This is a genomic window from Mesorhizobium silamurunense (assembly GCF_014843905.1).
Taxonomy (GTDB): domain Bacteria; phylum Pseudomonadota; class Alphaproteobacteria; order Rhizobiales; family Rhizobiaceae; genus Mesorhizobium; species Mesorhizobium silamurunense.
The window spans coordinates 1-16,709 of the sequence record NZ_LPVS01000106.1 but is presented as its reverse complement, the minus strand read 5'-3'; the positions used below and the strand labels follow the sequence as shown (position 1 = coordinate 16,709).

General features: G+C 65.0%; 15 protein-coding genes. All 15 read left to right on the top strand.

All coding sequences use genetic code 11. The features are described from left to right. Positions 1-193: 193 nt before the first annotated feature. The 15 genes from AU465_RS32225 (at position 194) to AU465_RS32155 (ending at position 16,586) form a co-directional block, all read left to right on the top strand. Positions 194-1,834 carry a Na+/H+ antiporter gene (locus AU465_RS32225; protein WP_192256969.1) on the top strand — a complete coding sequence of 547 codons (1,641 nt, stop codon included), beginning with the start codon at positions 194-196 and terminating at the stop codon, positions 1,832-1,834. Positions 1,835-1,963: 129 nt separating this feature from the next. Beyond that, complete coding sequence (gene glyA, locus AU465_RS32220) at positions 1,964-3,277, top strand: serine hydroxymethyltransferase (protein WP_192256967.1); 1,314 nt, start codon at positions 1,964-1,966, stop codon at positions 3,275-3,277. A gap of 96 nt (positions 3,278-3,373) precedes the next feature. Next, positions 3,374-3,964, top strand: a complete 591-nt coding sequence (locus tag AU465_RS32215; protein ID WP_192257075.1) for an invasion associated locus B family protein — start codon at positions 3,374-3,376, stop codon at positions 3,962-3,964. A 214-nt stretch (positions 3,965-4,178) separates the two neighbouring features. After that, the gene (gene nrdR, locus AU465_RS32210) at positions 4,179-4,658 is read left to right on the top strand and encodes a transcriptional regulator NrdR (protein ID WP_059184872.1); all 480 of its coding nucleotides are present in this window, start codon (positions 4,179-4,181) and stop codon (positions 4,656-4,658) included. A 2-nt stretch (positions 4,659-4,660) separates the two neighbouring features. Beyond that, a complete protein-coding gene (gene ribD / locus AU465_RS32205) occupies positions 4,661-5,788 on the top strand; it encodes a bifunctional diaminohydroxyphosphoribosylaminopyrimidine deaminase/5-amino-6-(5-phosphoribosylamino)uracil reductase RibD (RefSeq protein ID WP_192256965.1) in 1,128 nt (375 codons plus the stop codon). A gap of 61 nt (positions 5,789-5,849) precedes the next feature. Then, positions 5,850-6,467 carry a riboflavin synthase gene (locus tag AU465_RS32200; protein ID WP_192256963.1) on the top strand — a complete coding sequence of 206 codons (618 nt, stop codon included), beginning with the start codon at positions 5,850-5,852 and terminating at the stop codon, positions 6,465-6,467. A 132-nt stretch (positions 6,468-6,599) separates the two neighbouring features. Further along, the gene (locus tag AU465_RS32195; protein ID WP_192256961.1) at positions 6,600-7,589 is read left to right on the top strand and encodes a methyltransferase; all 990 of its coding nucleotides are present in this window, start codon (positions 6,600-6,602) and stop codon (positions 7,587-7,589) included. A gap of 138 nt (positions 7,590-7,727) precedes the next feature. Then, the gene (gene ribH / locus AU465_RS32190) at positions 7,728-8,222 is read left to right on the top strand and encodes a 6,7-dimethyl-8-ribityllumazine synthase (protein ID WP_192256959.1); all 495 of its coding nucleotides are present in this window, start codon (positions 7,728-7,730) and stop codon (positions 8,220-8,222) included. Further along, complete coding sequence (nusB, locus tag AU465_RS32185) at positions 8,219-8,713, top strand: transcription antitermination factor NusB (RefSeq protein WP_192256957.1); 495 nt, start codon at positions 8,219-8,221, stop codon at positions 8,711-8,713. The genes ribH and nusB overlap by 4 nt, the downstream gene beginning before the upstream one ends. After that, positions 8,710-9,930, top strand: coding sequence for an MFS transporter (locus AU465_RS32180; RefSeq protein ID WP_192256955.1), 1,221 nt, complete (start codon positions 8,710-8,712; stop codon positions 9,928-9,930). The genes nusB and AU465_RS32180 overlap by 4 nt, the downstream gene beginning before the upstream one ends. 159 nt (positions 9,931-10,089) lie before the next feature. Beyond that, complete coding sequence (gene osmF, locus AU465_RS32175; protein WP_192256953.1) at positions 10,090-11,001, top strand: glycine betaine ABC transporter substrate-binding protein OsmF; 912 nt, start codon at positions 10,090-10,092, stop codon at positions 10,999-11,001. A 323-nt stretch (positions 11,002-11,324) separates the two neighbouring features. Further along, positions 11,325-12,488, top strand: a complete 1,164-nt coding sequence (locus AU465_RS32170) for an ABC transporter permease (RefSeq protein ID WP_192256951.1) — start codon at positions 11,325-11,327, stop codon at positions 12,486-12,488. Further along, positions 12,485-13,420 (top strand): ABC transporter ATP-binding protein, encoded by a 936-nt coding sequence (locus AU465_RS32165; protein WP_192256950.1) that lies wholly within the window; start codon positions 12,485-12,487, stop codon positions 13,418-13,420. The genes AU465_RS32170 and AU465_RS32165 overlap by 4 nt, the downstream gene beginning before the upstream one ends. Further along, a complete protein-coding gene (locus AU465_RS32160; RefSeq protein ID WP_192256947.1) occupies positions 13,417-14,166 on the top strand; it encodes an ABC transporter permease in 750 nt (249 codons plus the stop codon). The genes AU465_RS32165 and AU465_RS32160 overlap by 4 nt, the downstream gene beginning before the upstream one ends. Before the next feature lie 278 nt (positions 14,167-14,444). After that, positions 14,445-16,586: a sodium-translocating pyrophosphatase gene (locus AU465_RS32155; RefSeq protein ID WP_192256945.1), complete on the top strand. Its 2,142-nt coding sequence runs from the start codon at positions 14,445-14,447 to the stop codon at positions 16,584-16,586. The last annotated feature ends 123 nt before the right edge of the window (positions 16,587-16,709 follow it).

Here is a 16,709-nt window from a genome sequence, read left to right as displayed (position 1 = left end):
CATATGAGCGGCCTTTTTTGTTTGGATCAGTCGCTGGTTGACCGGCGCCACCGCCTGCGCCGGGCATTGTCGACATGGAAGCGTGCTGTCGCTTCCGCGATGCCCAGGGTCCCCGAGATCTCCCGTCGCCCCTCAGCGGCTGGACGCGACGCCGGCAATTGCGCATGGTCGGCCTCAGAGCCGGAATCGCATCATGGAAGTCGCCGTCTTCATTCTCGTCGTGCTCGCTTTCGTGGCGCTGTCCGGCGCGCTGGTGCGACTGGTGCGGATGCCGCTACCCATGCTGCAGATTGCGATCGGCGCCGCTCTTGCCTGGCCGGCGCGGGGCCTGCATGTCGAGATCGATCCGGAACTCTTCCTCCTGGTATTCATCCCGCCGCTTCTGTTCGGCGACGCCTTCGCGGCGCCGAAACGTGAGCTGACCGAGCTGCGCGGGCCGATCCTCGATCTCGCGATCGGACTGGTCTTCTTCACCATCGTCGGCTTCGGCTACGCCTTGCACTGGCTGGTGCCGAGCATCCCGTTGGTGGTGGCCTTCGCTTTGGCCGCCGTGCTGTCGCCGACCGATGCGGTCGCCGTGTCCTCGATCGTCGACCGCAATGTCGTTCCGGCGCGGCTGATGCACATACTGGAAGGCGAATCCCTGCTCAACGACGCCTCCGGCCTGGTCATGTTCCGCTTTGCCGTCGCGGCGGCGCTGACCGGCAGCTTCTCCTTCGTCGCCGCCTCGCTGAGTTTTCTCTATGCTGTGGCGACCGGCATCCTCGCCGGCATCGCAGCGCTGTTCATCGCCGCCAAGGCGCTGCAGGTGCTTGGCCGCATCGGCGGCACGCCGGCGGAGGCGCAGGTGCTGGTCATGATCCTGCTGCCCTTCGTCGCCTATCTCATCGCCGAACATGTCGGCGCCTCCGGCATCCTGGCCGCGGTCACCGCCGGCCTGCTCACCGGGACCTCGGGCATTTTCCGTCATCTGGCGGTCTCGGCGCGCATCCAGGCGATGTCGCTGTGGTCGACGCTGACCTTCATCTTCAATGGCGCTCTCTTCATCCTGCTTGGCCTCCAGCTCCCCGACATCATCCGCAAGGTCCCGCCGGAGCTCACCAGCCGGCACTGGCTGTTCGAGCCGGCGCTGACCATTTTGCTTTTGACCCTATGCCTGATCGGCCTGCGCTTTCTCTGGATCTGGATCGGCGACATGGCTGCGGGGATCGCGGCGCGGTTGGGCAAGCGCAAGGCCGAACCCTTCGGTTTTCGTGTCAGGCTTGCCGGGTCGGTGGCCGGTGTTCGCGGGGCGATCACGCTGGCCGGCATTCTGTCGCTGCCGCTGGCGCTGCAGGACGGCTCGCCCTTTCCGGCGCGAGACGTGGTGATCTTCCTCGCCGCCGGCGTCATCATCTGCTCGTTGGTCATCGCCAGCCTCGCCTTGCCGAGGATCGCACGCGGGCTGGTCGAGCCGGGCGAGGATCCGGGCGCGGCCGAGGAGCGACGGGCGCGTGTCGGCGCCGCCAATGCGGCCATCGCTAGGATCGAGAGCCTCGCCAGCGAGGGCGGCGAAGGCGAGGCGGCCGAGGCCCGGCTTGCGGTCGCCGACAGCATCGTTGCCGGCTATCGCCGCCGCATCGCGGCCTCCGACGAAGCCGATGAAGCGCGCGCCGAGGCGCGCGAAGCAGGACGGCTGGAGCTGGAGTTGAGGCGCGCCGGCATCGAGGCGGAGCGCGCCGCCGTGCGCGCCATGTTCCGCAGCCGCGAAATCAACGACCACACGATGCGGGCGCTGTTTTCCGAGATCACGCTGACCGAAGCCCTGCTCAAGAGCCGGCAGGACAGGAAATAACGTTTCAGCCGATTTGCTTTGGCGCAATCCGACCAGCAAATTTCGCGCCGCAAACGTGGCGGGCTCCAAACAACTGTGTTAATGGCGCGGCGACCTCGCAAGACCTCCGGCCCCAAGGGAAAGCAAGCCATGTCAAATGCCGCGGCAGCCTCCAGCAAATTCGAATCCTTCTTCGAGACCACGCTTGCCGATGCCGATCCGGAAATTTTCGGCGCCATCCGCAACGAGCTTGGCCGCCAGCGCCATGAGATCGAGCTGATCGCCTCGGAAAACATCGTGTCCCGCGCCGTGCTCGAGGCGCAGGGGTCGATCATGACCAACAAATATGCCGAGGGCTATCCGGGCAAGCGCTACTATGGCGGCTGCCAGTTCGTCGATGTGGCCGAGGAACTGGCCATCGAGCGCGCCAAGAAGCTGTTCGGGTGCAACTTCGCCAACGTTCAGCCGAACTCCGGCAGCCAGATGAACCAGGCCGTGTTCCTAGCGCTCTTGCAGCCCGGCGACACCTTCATGGGCCTCGACTTGAATTCCGGCGGCCATCTCACCCACGGCTCGCCGGTCAACATGAGCGGCAAGTGGTTCAAGGTCGTCTCCTACGGCGTGCGCAAGGACGATCATCTGCTCGACATGGACGCGATCGAGAAGACCGCGCACGAGACCAAGCCGAAGCTGATCCTGGCCGGCGGCACCGCCTATTCGCGCATCTGGGACTGGAAGCGTTTTCGCGAGATTGCCGATGCGGTCGGTGCTTATCTGATGGTCGATATGGCCCACATCGCCGGCCTCGTCGCCGGCGGCATGCACCCGTCGCCGCTGCCCCATGCCCATGTCGTGACCACGACCACGCACAAGTCGCTGCGCGGCCCGCGCGGCGGCATGATCCTGTGCAACGACGAGGAGATCGCCAAGAAGATGAATTCGGCCGTCTTTCCGGGGCTTCAGGGCGGCCCGCTGATGCATGTCATCGCCGCCAAGGCGGTGGCGCTCGGCGAGGCGCTCAAGCCGAGCTTCAAGGCCTATGCCGAGAGCATCGTCGCCAACGCCAAGGCGCTGGCTTCGAGCCTGCAGGAAACCGGCCTCGACATCGTCTCGGGCGGCACCGACAACCATCTGATGCTGGTCGACCTGCGTCCGAAGAACGCCACCGGCAAGCGCGCCGAGGCCGCACTCGGGCGCGCCAACATCACCTGCAACAAGAACGGCATCCCCTTCGATCCGGAAAAGCCGTTCGTCACCTCCGGTGTCCGTCTCGGCACACCGGCAGGCACCACGCGGGGCTTCGGTCAGGCTGAGTTCCGCGAGATCGGCAAGCTGATCGCCGAGGTGCTGGACGGGCTGAAGGTGGCGAATTCGGACGAAGGCAATGCGGCGGTCGAGGCTGCGGTCAAGGCCAAGGTCACGGCGCTGACCGATCGTTTCCCGCTCTACCCCTATCTTGGTTGACCCCCCCGCTTGGTTGACCGAGCGCCGCGCGTCATCTTTTATCCGCCGGCAGAGCGCCGTCCTGATTGGACGGCGCTCCGAACTGGAGACTTGATGATGCGCATTTTCCGTCTTGCCGCCGTGGCCCTGTTCGGCTCGCTGGCCGGTTTCACTGTGTCCGGCGCGGTCGCCCAGCAGCAAGCACAGCCGGATTCGAGTTTGCCGGCGACCAGCACCTTCGGCAGGTGGACGACTATCTTTGACACGCTCGATACCGGGCAGGACGCGCACAAGACCTGCGCAGCCTCCACGGCTTTCGTCGACGGCATCGGCAATGCGGGCACTCTCACGCTGTCGATCTCGACCGGCGACGCCCTGCCGCCCGATGCCTATCCCGCGATCATGATCACTGTCGACAACAAGGACCTGCCGACCGGCAAGAACATCGCCGCGACCTTCGGCGATCCCGGCGTCAAGGTTTCCGCGAAAGTCTATTCGAACGATGCCGTCAACGGCCGACCAAGCTGGACGGTCGACAACCAGGCCAAGACCAGCCTCGCCTTGCTGCGCGCCATGCGAAAAGTCACCTCGCTCGACGTCGTCTTCGGCACGCAGACCGTCGCCAGCATCCCGATGGACGGCTTCACCAAGGCCTATCGCAATCTCGGCACGTCCTGTGGGTTCCAGACAAAGGACGTCACGCCCTGACACGACGGCCGGTCGGGCAGGGCGCTGGCAATCTTCCTCGCGCCTCGCTATCTCTGAGGCTTAAAAGGCTCTAAGCCTTTCGCCCACTAGAGCGAGATGGCGCTTCCTTGGATCGCCATCTCGCTCTAAGATTTTGTTTTTGAAGCATGATCTTCTCCGAAAAGTCTGCAACTTTTCGGGATCATGCTCTAGAATCGCGAACCGAAGGCTCTCCATGCGCTGCCCCTATTGCCAGTCCGAAGATACGCAGGTGAAGGATTCGCGTCCCGCCGAGGATGGCGCGGCGATCCGCAGGCGCCGCGTCTGTCCGGATTGCGGCGGCCGCTTCACCACCTTCGAACGCGTGCAGCTGCGCGATCTCGTCGTCATCAAGAAGTCTGGCCGCAAGGTGCCGTTCGATCGCGACAAGCTTTTGCGCTCGGTCGAGATCGCGGTCCGCAAGCGCAACGTCGACCCCGAGCGCATCGACCGCGCGGTGACCGGCATCGTGCGCCAGCTCGAAAGCTCCGGCGAGACGGAAGTGGCCTCCGGCGAGGTCGGCCGGCTGGTCATGGAGGCATTGAAGTCGCTCGACGACGTCGCTTATGTCCGCTTCGCCTCGGTCTATCGCAATTTCCGTGAAGCCAAGGATTTTCACGAATTGCTGGGCGAGCTGAAAGGCGACGAGGAAAAGACCGAGGAGGACGCCGGCTGATCATGGCTGGATCTCGACTGACCGAGGCCGATCAAGCGGCCCTTGACCGCCGCTTCATGGCGGCCGCCATCAGGCTGTCGCGCCGCAACGCCGGCCGCACTTCGACCAACCCTTCCGTCGGCACGATTATCGTGCGCGACGACGGCGCTGGCCCGATGATCATCGGCACCGGTGTGACTGCTGTTGGCGGCCGGCCGCATGCCGAGACCGAAGCGCTGGCCGAGGCCGGCGAGCTGGCGCGCGGCGCCACCGCCTATGTCACGCTGGAGCCTTGCGCGCATCACGGCCGCACGCCGCCTTGCGCCAACGCGCTGGTCAATGTGGGCATCGCGCGCGTTGTGGGCGCGGCGAGCGACCCCGATCCGCGCGTCTCCGGCAAGGGCTACGCCATCCTGCGCGCCGCCGGCGTCGAGGTGGCGGAGAAGGTGCTCGCCACCGAAGCTGCCGAGCAGATGGCCGGCTATTTGATCCGGTCATTGAAGAAACGCCCGGAAGTGACTTTGAAGCTCGCACTTTCGAGCGACGGCAAGATCGGCAGGAAAGGCGCCGGCCAAGTCGCCATCACCGGCGAGATCGCCAGACGCGAGGTCTATCTGATGCGCGCCGAGGCCGATGCCATCCTGGTCGGCATCGGTACCGCACTTGAGGACGATCCGGCGCTGACCGTGCGCCTGCCGGGACTGGAGAACCGCTCGCCGGCGCGCATCATTCTCGACCGCCAGATCCGGCTGCCGGAGACATCGAAGCTGGTGTCCGGCCTCGACCGAGTGCCGCTCTATGTCGCGGCATGCCTCGAAGCCGATCCGCATCGGCGAGCGGCTCTCGAACGCGCCGGCGTGCGCTTCATCGGCACGGAAACCTATGAAAGCGAGATAGCCTTGCCGGAGTTGCTGGAGGACGTGGCAGCACTCGGCATGGCGAGCGTGCTGGTCGAAGGCGGCGCGCAGGTGGCCAGGGCCTTCCTGGAAGAAGACCTTGTTGACCGCATTGTGCTGTTTCAGGGGCCGGAAGCGATCGGCGAGGACGGCATTGCATCGCCGATCGACGCCGACCATATCCCCGCAGGTTTCCGCAAATTGCGCGAGATGCGCTTCGGCGAAGATGCCTACGCCGAATGGGTACGACCGTGATCCCAAAAAGTGGGAACCGGTTTTTGGATAGGATCATGGTCAAGCTGGAAGACGCGATCTGATGTTTACAGGAATTGTCACGGACGTCGGCACTGTCGCGAGTGTGAAGCCGCTCAGCGAAGGTGTCGGTCTGCGCATCGATACGGCCTACGACCCCGAAACGATCGCGATCGGCGCTTCGATTTCCTGCGGCGGCGTCTGCCTGACCGTCACCGCACTACCCGAGCAAGGCTCGAACGCGCGCTGGTTCGAGGTCGAAGCATGGGAAGAAGCGCTCAGGCTGACCAGCGCTTCGAGCTGGAAATCCGGCACCAGGATCAATCTCGAACGGGCGCTGAAGATCGGTGACGAACTCGGCGGCCACATCGTGTCCGGTCATGTAGACGGCACGGCCGAGCTGGTCGAGCGCAAGGAGGAGGGCGATGCCGTGCGCTTCACCCTCGAAGCGCCCCGGCATTTGGCGAAGTTCATCGCGCCGAAGGGCTCGGTCGCGCTCGACGGCACCTCGCTCACCGTCAACAAGGTCGAAGGCACCCGTTTCGACGTGCTTTTGATCCAGCATTCGCTGAGCGTCACCACCTGGGGCGAGCGCCAGACCGGCGACCGCGTCAACCTCGAGATCGACACCATGGCCCGCTACGCCGCGCGCCTGGCGGAGGCGGCGAAAGAGGGGCTTTGAGCACAGCCGTGCGGTTTCCGGCGAGGCGGCGGCCCGGATTGCTGACACCGGACGGGCAAATCCGCCGTTCTGCAGGGCTTCACTTCTGTTCGCACCCCACATAAGCTCTCTCCTTGGCCGGAGGGGAAAACCGTGAGCAGCCCGTCGCAACAAGTCGTGAGACTTGGTTTCGGATTTGCTGTGTCACAGGCGCTGCGCGTCGTTATCGAACTCGGAATTCCCGATCTTCTAGTCTCCGGCGAGCAGTCGGTTGAAGACTTGGCAGCCGCCACGAAGGTGGATGCGGAACCCCTCTACCGCGTGATGCGGCTTCTGGCGCCGGAGGGGGTGTTCACTGAAAATCGCCCTCGTCATTTTGCGTTGACGGAAGTTGGCGCGGTGCTGCGTTCCGATCGGCCCGGACCGCGTGATTTCATCCGGATGATCAACAGTGAGGCCTACCTTGCATTCGAGCAGCTTCTGCATTCCGTCCGCACGGGAAAGCCCGCCTTCGACAAGGTATTCGGGAGCCCGAGGTTCGATTGGCTCTCGGCCCACCCGGAGCAGGCTGCCCTGTTTCAGAAAGCCATGGTCGCCTTGAGCCAAGGCGGCAACGAGGCAGTGGCCGACGCCTATGATTTCGGCCGATATACGCGGATTGTCGATGTCGGCGGCGGGCATGGACAGCTTCTCTCGGCCATCCTTGCCCGCAATCCTCATTTGAGCGGCATTCTATTCGATCTGCCCTCCGGCGTGGCGGCGGCGCGCCGGGGCGCCGGTGGCGATCTGCCGCGCACCGACTTCGTCGCAGGCGACTTCTTCGAGAGTGTCCCGGTTGGCGACATCTACGTGATCAAAAAGGTCATCCACGACTGGAACGACGAACGTGCCGGGTTGATCCTGCGGCGTTGCCGCGAGGCCATGCCACGGCATGGCAGGGTGCTCCTGGCTGAGACGCTCGTGCCTCCGGGCGATGAGCCGGATCAGATCAAGGCCATCGATGTAGTCATGCTCGCGGTCACCGGCGGCCTGGAACGGACGGAGACACAATACGCCCGCCTGTTCGAAAGCGCCGGACTGAAGCTCGAGCGGGTGATCGGCACCCGGGCGCCGATCTCGATCCTCGAGGCTTCGCCTGTCTAGCAAAAGAACGTTCTGAAAGATCGCGCCGCGCGGGACCCGAAACCGTCGAGAGATGCTGGCCGGTGTCGGTTCGGCAATCTTGTGCTTGCGATCAACCCGGCTTCGGCCTAAGTCACCGGCAACCCCCCGGAGACTTTTATGGCAGGCATATCCCAACACGGCAAAGCGTTCATTCGTCCGAAGGCGAAGGCGCATCTGCTTATTGTCGAGGCGCGTTTCCACGACGACCTCGCCGACGCGCTGCTCGAAGGCGCGACTTGCGCGCTGGACGAGGCCGGCGCCACCTATGACGTCGTCACCGTTCCCGGCTCGCTGGAAATCCCGGCCGTCATCACCTTCGCGCTGGACGGCGCCGCCGAAGGCGGCACGCATTATGACGGCTTCGTCGCGCTCGGCACCGTCGTCCGCGGCGACACCTATCATTTCGACATCGTCGCCAATGAATCGAGCCGCGCGCTCATGGACCTCTCAGTGCAGGAAGCGATCGCGATCGGCAACGGCATCCTGACCACCGAGAACGATGCGCAGGCCTGGACGCGGGCCAGGCGAACGGAAGGCGACAAGGGCGGTTTCGCCGCGCGCGCGGCGCTGACCATGATCGCGCTGAAAGAGAAATTCGGAGCCCAATCGTGAGCGAGCCTGCCCACACCGGTGCGGTGCGCCACGCCAACAAGCGCGGCGCCGCCCGTCTTGCCGCCGTCCAGGCGCTCTACCAGATGGATGTGGCCGGCAGCGGCGTCTTCGAGATCACCGCCGAGTACGAAGCCTTCCGCCTTGGCAAGGAAGTCGACGGCGCGCTCTATCGCGAAGCGGATGCGCAGTGGTTCCGCGCCATCCTGACCGGCGTCGTCGAGAACCAGAAGACCATCGATCCTGTCATTCGCCAGGCACTCACCGATGACTGGCCGCTATCGCGGCTGGATTCGACGCTGCGCGCCATCCTGCGTGCCGGCGTCTACGAGCTGATGAAGCGCGACGACGTGCCGGTGGCCGTCATCGTCTCGGAATATGTCGATATCGCCAAGGCCTTCTACGAGGAAGACGAGCCGAAGCTGGTGAACGCAGTGCTCGATCGCGTCTCGCGCCGGGTGCGCGGCGAAGGACGCGGCAAGGACGCATCGTGACCGCCATAGCGGTCGTCGCTGGCGCCGGCAGGGAAGCGCGCCGCACGGCAGTGCTCCTCGCGGCCGCCCAGGCGGTCGTGGGCTCGGCCGCGCCGATCGCCATTTCGCTCGGCGCGCTTGCCGGACAGTATCTGCTCGGCCCCGACAAGTCGCTGGCGACGGCGCCGGTCACCGGCTTCAATCTCGGGGTGGCGCTCGGCGCGTTGCCGGCCGCCGCCATCATCCGCCGGCTCGGCCACCGCGGCGGCTTCATGACCGGCACCGTCATCACCGCGCTCGGCGGCCTGATCGCGACGATGGCGCTGTTTCAGTCGAGCTTCTGGCTGTTTGCTTTCGGTCTCGGCGTGATCGGTGTCGGCGGCGCCTTCGTCCAGCAGTTCCGCTTCGCCGCCGCCGACAACGCGCCGCCGGAATTCAAGGCGCGCGCCATTTCCTTCGTGCTGGCGGGCGGCATCGTCACCGCCATCCTCGGGCCGCAGATCGTCATCTACACCCGTGAATTGCTGGCGCCGGTGATGTTTGCCGGATCCTTTGCATCGATCCTCATACTGGCCGCCCTCGGCGCGATCATCCTTTCCTTCCTGCATACGTCCAGGCGCACGAGCAGCGCCAGTGAGGCCGCCGGCGGCGATGCCCGCCCGCTGGCTGAGATCGCCACCCAGCCGCGCTTTGTCGCGGCACTGTTCTGCGCCGTCGGCAGCTACGCGCTGATGAGCTTCGTCATGACCGGAGCGCCGCTCGCCATGGTCGGCTGCGGCCTGTCGATGGACGACGCGACGCTCGGCATTTCCTGGCATGTCATGGCGATGTTCGGGCCGAGCTTCTTCACCGGCTCGCTGATCCACCGCTTCGGCGCCGAGCGCATCGTCGCCATCGGGTTGGTCCTGCTCATAGGCTGTGCCGTGGTGGCGCTTTCAGGCCTTGCGCTATGGCAGTTCTGGACGGCGCTGATCCTGCTCGGCCTCGGCTGGAACTTCAGCTTCATCGGCGCCACCGCCATGGTCGCCGCGAGCTACCATCCATCCGAAAAAGGCAAGGTGCAGGGCTTCCACGACTTCGTTCTGTTCGGCTCCGTTGCCTTTGCTTCGCTGATGTCGGGCGCGATCTACAATGCCTGGGGTTGGACCATGCTGAACTGGGTCGTGTTCCCGGTTGTCGTGCTCTGCTTCCTGGCGCTCGGCGCCTTGAGGCTGCCAGGCTTGCGCAGCGCTAACTGACATTACGCTGTCAGGACCCGGCGCTGCGCGCCAGTTGCGCCGGGAACAAAATTATTGCGCGCGTCTCGCTAGTTATGAAACCGTGTGCCCCGACGGCGTGTTAAAGCCATGCTCATATGCGGCCATCGACCTCTCGGTTCACAGCAAGGGATTTTCACAATGTTTTCAATCGGAAAGCTCGCCGTAGCAGCGATCGCGCTCGGCATCACCGCAGCCTCTGCGAATGCGCAGGTCGTTGTCTCCTCGAAGATCGACACCGAGGGTGGTGTGCTCGGCAACATCATCCAGCTGGTCTTGAACGCCAACAACATCAAGACCACCGACCGCATCCAGCTTGGCGCGACGCCCGTGGTGCGCAAGGCGATCACCGCCGGCGAGATCGACATTTATCCCGAATATACCGGCAACGCCGCCTTCTTCTTCCAGAAGGCGGACGATCCGATCTGGAAAGATGCCGCAAAGGCCTACGAGACCGCCAAGAAGCTCGACTATGATGCCAACAAGATCGTCTGGCTGTCGCCGTCGCCGGCCAACAACACCTGGGCGATCGCGCTGCGCAAAGAGGTGACCGACGAGAACAAGCTCACCACCCTGTCGGATTTCGGCAAATACGTCTCGGGCGGTGGCAAGGTCGTGCTTGCCGCTTCGGCCGAGTTCGTCAATTCGGCGGCGGCGCTCCCTGCCTTCCAGACCACTTACGGCTTCAAGCTGAAGCCGGACCAGTTGATCACGCTTTCCGGCGGCGACACGGCCGCGACCATCGCCGCCGCCGCCAACCAGACCAACGGCGCCAACGCAGCCATGGTCTACGGCACCGACGGCGGCATCCAGCCCTCTGGCCTTGTCGTGCTCCAGGACGACAAGAATGTGCAGCCGGTCTATCAGCCGGCGCCGATCATCCGCGAGCAGGTGCTGAAGGAACATCCGGAAATCGATACGCTGCTGAAGCCGGTCTTCGCCAAGCTCGACCTCGTCACGCTGCAACAGCTCAACGGCCGCGTCCAACTGGGTGGTGAGCCGGCGAAGGGGGTAGCGGAAGATTTCCTCAAGAAGAACGGCTTCCTGAAGTAACAGACAGAGATCGCGGCACAAGTGCGGGTTGGAATGGTGGGGCCGGTGGAGCTGCTGATCTCCCCCCTTACGAGGGAGATGTCCGGCAGGACAGAGGGGGGTGCTGTCCCGCCGACCTATCGACTTATCGCAGCTACGCCCCCCGGGAGATGTCTCGGCAGGCGAGCTGAAATTCGAAAGCTGGCGATCCTTCCCACGCCCCTCCGGCCTGCCGGCCATCTCCCCCGCAAGGGGGGAGATCAGATCTCGCGTCGCCTTTCGCAAATCTCCAAAGAGTGGCTGCTGCCTGGAAAGTCGCTGATCTCCTCTCTTGAGGGGCGGTCATGACCCTGCGCTTCGACAAGCTCGGCGTGGTGATCGCCGCGATCGTTGCCTACGCCGCCTTCGCGGCACCCTTCGCCACGTTCCGCGCCAACCGCATCGTGCCGGGACAGGCGCGCTCGGTACTCGAAGCGCTGCCCGCGGCGCTTGGCACCCTGCTGCTGGCGATATTGATCATTGGCGGCATTGTCGCGCTATTGAGGACGCCGCTTGTTCTGAGGCTCGCCGCCAGCGTGATTACTCTTGCAGCCCTCGCCATCCTGATCGGCGTTGCCGGCGGCCTCCTGACGCCCGCCGGCAACACCTTCGCCCGTATCGCGCCGGCCTCGGGTTTCTGGCTGCTGATCTTCGCCTTCACGCTGCTTTTGGCCGATGTGCTCACCAGGCTGGACCTCTCGCCATCGGCCCGCGTCGGCGTTCTTGCCGTCGCTGCGCTCGCCATCGGCGCGCTGCTCGTTTCGGGAAGCTGGGACAGCCTTTCCATTCTCAAGGAATATGCCAGCCGCGCCGACAGTTTCTGGGCGGAGGGCTCCAAGCACATCACGCTGGCGCTCGGCTCGCTGGCAGCTGCGGTGGTCGCCGGCGTTCCGCTTGGCATCCTCTGCCACCGCGTCGAGGCGCTGCGGGCAGGGGTGCTGAATGTGCTCAACATCATCCAGACCATCCCGTCGATAGCGCTGTTCGGCCTGCTGATCGCGCCGCTCGGCTGGATCGCCGCGCATGTGCCGGGCGCGGCGGCGGCCGGCATCAGGGGCATCGGCACCGCGCCGGCCTTCGTCGCGCTGTTTCTGTACTCGCTGCTGCCGGTTGTGGCGAACACCGTGGTCGGCCTTGCCGGTGTGCCCCGCGCAGCCAACGATGCCGCCCGCGGCATGGGCATGACCGACCGGCAGCGCCTGTTCGATGTCGAGTTCCCACTCGCCTTCCCGGTGATCCTGACCGGCATCCGCATCGTTCTGGTGCAGAACATCGGCCTTGCCACCATCGCGGCGCTGATCGGCGGCGGCGGTTTTGGCGTCTTCGTCTTCCAGGGCGTCGGCCAGACGGCGATGGACCTTGTGCTGCTCGGCGCCGTGCCCACCGTGGCGCTGGCCTTTGCAGCCGCGATTATCCTCGACGCGGTCATCGAAATGACCTCCACCAAGCGCAGGGCAGACTCCGAATGATCGAGATCGAAGGCATCACCAAGCGCTACAACGGAACGGCTGTCGTCGACGATGTCTCGATGATCGTGGAGCCGCGTACCATCGCCGTGATCGTCGGCACCTCCGGCTCCGGCAAGACGACGCTGCTCAGGATGATCAACCGGCTGGTCGAGCCGACTGCCGGAGTGATCAAGCTCGACGGCGCCGACAATCGCTCGCTGCCCGGGTACCAACTGCGCCGCAGCATCGGTTATGCCATCCAGGGCCATGGCCTGTTCCCGCACCGCACGGTGGCGCAGAACATCGGCACCGTGCCGCTTCTGCTCGGCTGGGACAAGGACCGCATCAAGGCGCGCGTCGAAGAATTGATGACGCTCTACCAGCTCGATCCGCAGGCCTATGGTCCGCGCTATCCGCATGAGCTCTCCGGCGGCCAACAGCAGCGTGTCGGCGTTGCCCGCGCGCTCGCCGCCGAGCCCAACGTACTTCTGATGGACGAGCCGTTCGGCGCGCTCGACCCGATCATCCGCACCAAGGCGCAGGAGGATCTGCTGGCGATCCAGAAGCGCTTCGGCACCACCATCGTCCTCGTCACCCACGACATGGAGGAGGCGGTGCATATGGGCGACAAGATCGCCGTCATGGATGCCGGAAAGCTGCTGCAATACGCTAGACCGGCGGAGATCCTGGCAAGGCCCGCAAATGGCTTCGTCGAAACCCTGGTCGGCTCCAGCGAGCGGCCGTTCCGGCTCCTGTCGCTCGGCCGTGTGCGCGATGCCGTGGAGCCCGGCGGCGCCGAGGGCGAGGCGATCCCCGGCGACGCCAGCCAGCGCGACGCGTTGGCCGAGCTTCTGTGGACAGGCCGTCCGGCACTGCCTGTGAAGGGTGCTGACGGCAAGCCGCTCGGACGCGTCACCGTTGAAGGGCTGGTGAAACGCGCGAGGCCCGCATGAGGGCCTGGCTGCCCGCGTTGTTGAGGCTGGCGCTTCTGGTGCTGCTGGTGGTCTTCATCGCCAGCCCGGGCTGGTTCGAGCCGTTGCTCAGGCCACTGACCGAGAACGGCGCGCCTGCAATCTACAACCAGGGCAGCCTGCTGACGCTGACATTGCTGCATCTGAGGACTGTGCTGGTCGCCACGGTTGCCGCGACGATCGTCGCCGTCGCGCTCGCCATCCTGGTCACCCGGCCCGCCGGCGCCGAGTTCCTGCCGCTGTCGCGCAGCCTGGTCAACATCGGCCAGACTTTTCCGCCGGTCGCGGTGCTGGCGCTCGCCGTGCCGGCGGTCGGCTTCGGCGAGAAGCCGACACTGATCGCGCTCTTCCTTTATGGGCTGCTACCGATTTTCGAGAACGCACTGACCGCGCTCACCACGCTGCCCGGCAACGTGATGGAAGCCGCGCGCGGCGCCGGCATGACCGGCTGGCAAAGGCTGATGAAGGTCGAATTGCCGCTCAGCGCCCCGGTGATCCTCGGCGGTATCCGGCTTTCCGTGGTCATCAGCCTCGCCACCGCCACTATCGGCTCCACGGTGGCGGCCAAGACGCTGGGCGAGGTGATCATCGCCGGCCTGATCTCGAACAACCTGGCCTTCGTGCTGCAGGGCGGCCTGATCGTCGCGGCGCTTGCGGTGCTGATCTATGACGGCCTGTCGGCGATCGAGCGCTACGCCGCGCGCCGCATGGGGCGGGAAGCAGAATAGTGCTGATTTTCGTCATCCAGCCCGACGGCGACTTGCGCGCTGGCTGATTTACGGTACGTCATTTCAATCGATCTAAAAGCACGGCGGCGCCTGCCGGTGAGTCGCCGTCTTCGTCTTTCGGGCGAAAGCCGGGCAAAAACCGAACAATATCTTGACGTTCCGAGCCCTGTTTCGCATACACCGCAGCCAAGGGGTGGATTCCGCTTGGCGGCATTCACACCCGATCCAACGGCCCAGGGAGGGGTTCTTTTGGGCCATCAATCGAGGAAAATCCGGCAATGACCATCATTACCGCCGTCATCGCCTGCGGCTTGCTGTCAGTTCTATACGCCATCTGGGCGACACGTTCGGTCCTTGCGTCCGATCAGGGCAACCAGCGCATGCAGGAAATCTCCGCCGCCATTCGCGAAGGCGCCCAGGCCTACTTAGCGCGCCAGTACACCACCATCGCCGTTGTCGGCATCGTCGTGCTCCTGCTTGCTTGGTGGCTGCTCTCCATCACCTCGGCGATCGGCTTCCTGATCGGCGCCGTGCTCTCGGGCGCTGCCGGCTTCATCGGTATGCATGTCTCGGTGCGCGCCAATGTGCGCACCGCGCAGGCTGCTTCCAACAGCCTCGCCGCCGGCCTTGACATCGCCTTCAAGTCCGGCGCCATCACCGGCATGCTGGTCGCCGGCCTCGCCCTGCTCGGCGTCTCGATCTACTACTTCATCCTGACGGGGCCCATGGGCCTTCAGCCCAATGACCGCGTCGTCATCGACGCGCTGGTCTCGCTCGGTTTCGGCGCTTCGCTGATCTCGATCTTCGCCCGTCTCGGCGGCGGCATCTTCACCAAGGGCGCCGACGTCGGCGGCGACCTCGTCGGCAAGGTCGAGGCCGGTATTCCGGAGGATGATCCGCGCAACCCGGCCACCATCGCCGACAATGTCGGCGACAATGTCGGCGACTGCGCCGGCATGGCCGCCGATCTGTTCGAGACCTATGCCGTCACCGTCGTCGCCACCATGGTTCTGGCCTCCATCTTCTTCGGCGGCACTGCCGTGCTGGGTGCGGCGATGCTCTATCCGCTCGCCATCTGCGGCGCTTGCATCCTGACCTCGATCGTCGGCACCTTCTTCGTCAAGTTGGGGTCCAACGGCTCGATCATGGGCGCGCTCTACAAGGGTCTGATCGTCACCGGCCTGCTGTCGATCGTAGGCCTCGCAATCGCCACGTCGGCGGTGCTGGGCTGGGGCGAGATCGGCACGGTCGCCGGCGTCGCCGTCACCGGCAAGAACCTGTTCATCTGCGGGCTGATCGGCCTGGCTGTGACCGGGCTCATCGTGGTGATCACCGAATACTATACCGGCACCAACAAGCGGCCGGTGAATTCGATCGCCCAGGCGTCGGTGACCGGCCACGGAACCAACGTCATCCAGGGCCTGGCGGTCTCGCTGGAATCGACCGCTTTGCCGGCGATCGTCATCGTCGGCGGCATCATCGCCACCTACCAGCTCGCCGGCCTTTTCGGCACCGCGATCGCCGTTACCACCATGCTCGGCCTCGCCGGCATGATCGTGGCGCTCGACGCTTTCGGCCCGGTCACCGACAATGCCGGCGGCATTGCCGAAATGGCCGGTCTGCCCAAGGAAGTTCGTCAATCCACCGACGCGCTCGACGCCGTCGGCAACACCACCAAGGCAGTGACCAAGGGCTATGCCATCGGCTCAGCCGGTCTCGGCGCACTGGTGCTGTTCGCCGCCTACTCGAACGACCTGAAATTCTTTGCCGCCAATGGCGACAAGTTCCCTTACTTCCAGGGCATGGGTGCGGTCTCCTTCGACCTCTCCAACCCTTACGTCGTCGCCGGCCTGATCTTCGGCGGCCTGATCCCGTACCTGTTCGGCGGCATCGCCATGACGGCCGTCGGCCGCGCGGCCGGCTCGATTGTCGAAGAGGTACGCAGGCAGTTCCGGGAAGATCCGGGCATCATGGCCGGCACGTCGAAGCCGAACTACGCGCGTGCGGTTGACCTGCTGACCAAGGCTGCGATCCGGGAAATGATCATCCCGTCGCTGCTGCCGGTGCTGGCGCCGCTCGTCGTCTATTTCGGCGTGCTCTTGATCTCGGGCTCGAAGGCCTCGGCCTTCGCCGCGCTCGGCGCCTCGCTGCTCGGCGTTATCGTCAACGGGCTGTTCGTCGCCATCTCGATGACCTCCGGCGGCGGCGCCTGGGACAACGCAAAGAAGTCGTTTGAGGACGGCTTCACCGACAAGGACGGCGTCAAGCACTTGAAGGGTTCCGAGGCGCACAAGGCCTCCGTCACCGGCGACACCGTCGGCGATCCCTACAAGGACACCGCCGGCCCTGCCGTCAACCCGGCGATCAAGATCACCAACATCGTGGCCCTGCTGCTGTTGGCCGTGCTCGCGCACGGCTGAGCCAAGCCGCCTATTTCAGGACAGAAGCCCGCGGGAGCAATCCCGCGGGCTTTGCTTTTCGACCAACCGGTTTCGTTCTCTAATGGGTCAAGGGGCGGCGGCTCGGTTTTGAGCATTGTCGAC

Coding starts and splice junctions, on each gene's coding strand:
- ribD (WP_192256965.1), top strand. CDS start 4,661: ATGGCTGGATCTCGACTGACCGAGGCCGATCAAGCGGCCCTTGACCGC.
- osmF (WP_192256953.1), top strand. CDS start 10,090: ATGTTTTCAATCGGAAAGCTCGCCGTAGCAGCGATCGCGCTCGGCATC.
- AU465_RS32155 (WP_192256945.1), top strand. CDS start 14,445: ATGACCATCATTACCGCCGTCATCGCCTGCGGCTTGCTGTCAGTTCTA.
- glyA (WP_192256967.1), top strand. CDS start 1,964: ATGTCAAATGCCGCGGCAGCCTCCAGCAAATTCGAATCCTTCTTCGAG.
- AU465_RS32200 (WP_192256963.1), top strand. CDS start 5,850: ATGTTTACAGGAATTGTCACGGACGTCGGCACTGTCGCGAGTGTGAAG.
- nrdR (WP_059184872.1), top strand. CDS start 4,179: ATGCGCTGCCCCTATTGCCAGTCCGAAGATACGCAGGTGAAGGATTCG.
- AU465_RS32160 (WP_192256947.1), top strand. CDS start 13,417: ATGAGGGCCTGGCTGCCCGCGTTGTTGAGGCTGGCGCTTCTGGTGCTG.
- AU465_RS32215 (WP_192257075.1), top strand. CDS start 3,374: ATGCGCATTTTCCGTCTTGCCGCCGTGGCCCTGTTCGGCTCGCTGGCC.
- AU465_RS32170 (WP_192256951.1), top strand. CDS start 11,325: ATGACCCTGCGCTTCGACAAGCTCGGCGTGGTGATCGCCGCGATCGTT.
- AU465_RS32225 (WP_192256969.1), top strand. CDS start 194: ATGGAAGTCGCCGTCTTCATTCTCGTCGTGCTCGCTTTCGTGGCGCTG.
- AU465_RS32165 (WP_192256950.1), top strand. CDS start 12,485: ATGATCGAGATCGAAGGCATCACCAAGCGCTACAACGGAACGGCTGTC.
- ribH (WP_192256959.1), top strand. CDS start 7,728: ATGGCAGGCATATCCCAACACGGCAAAGCGTTCATTCGTCCGAAGGCG.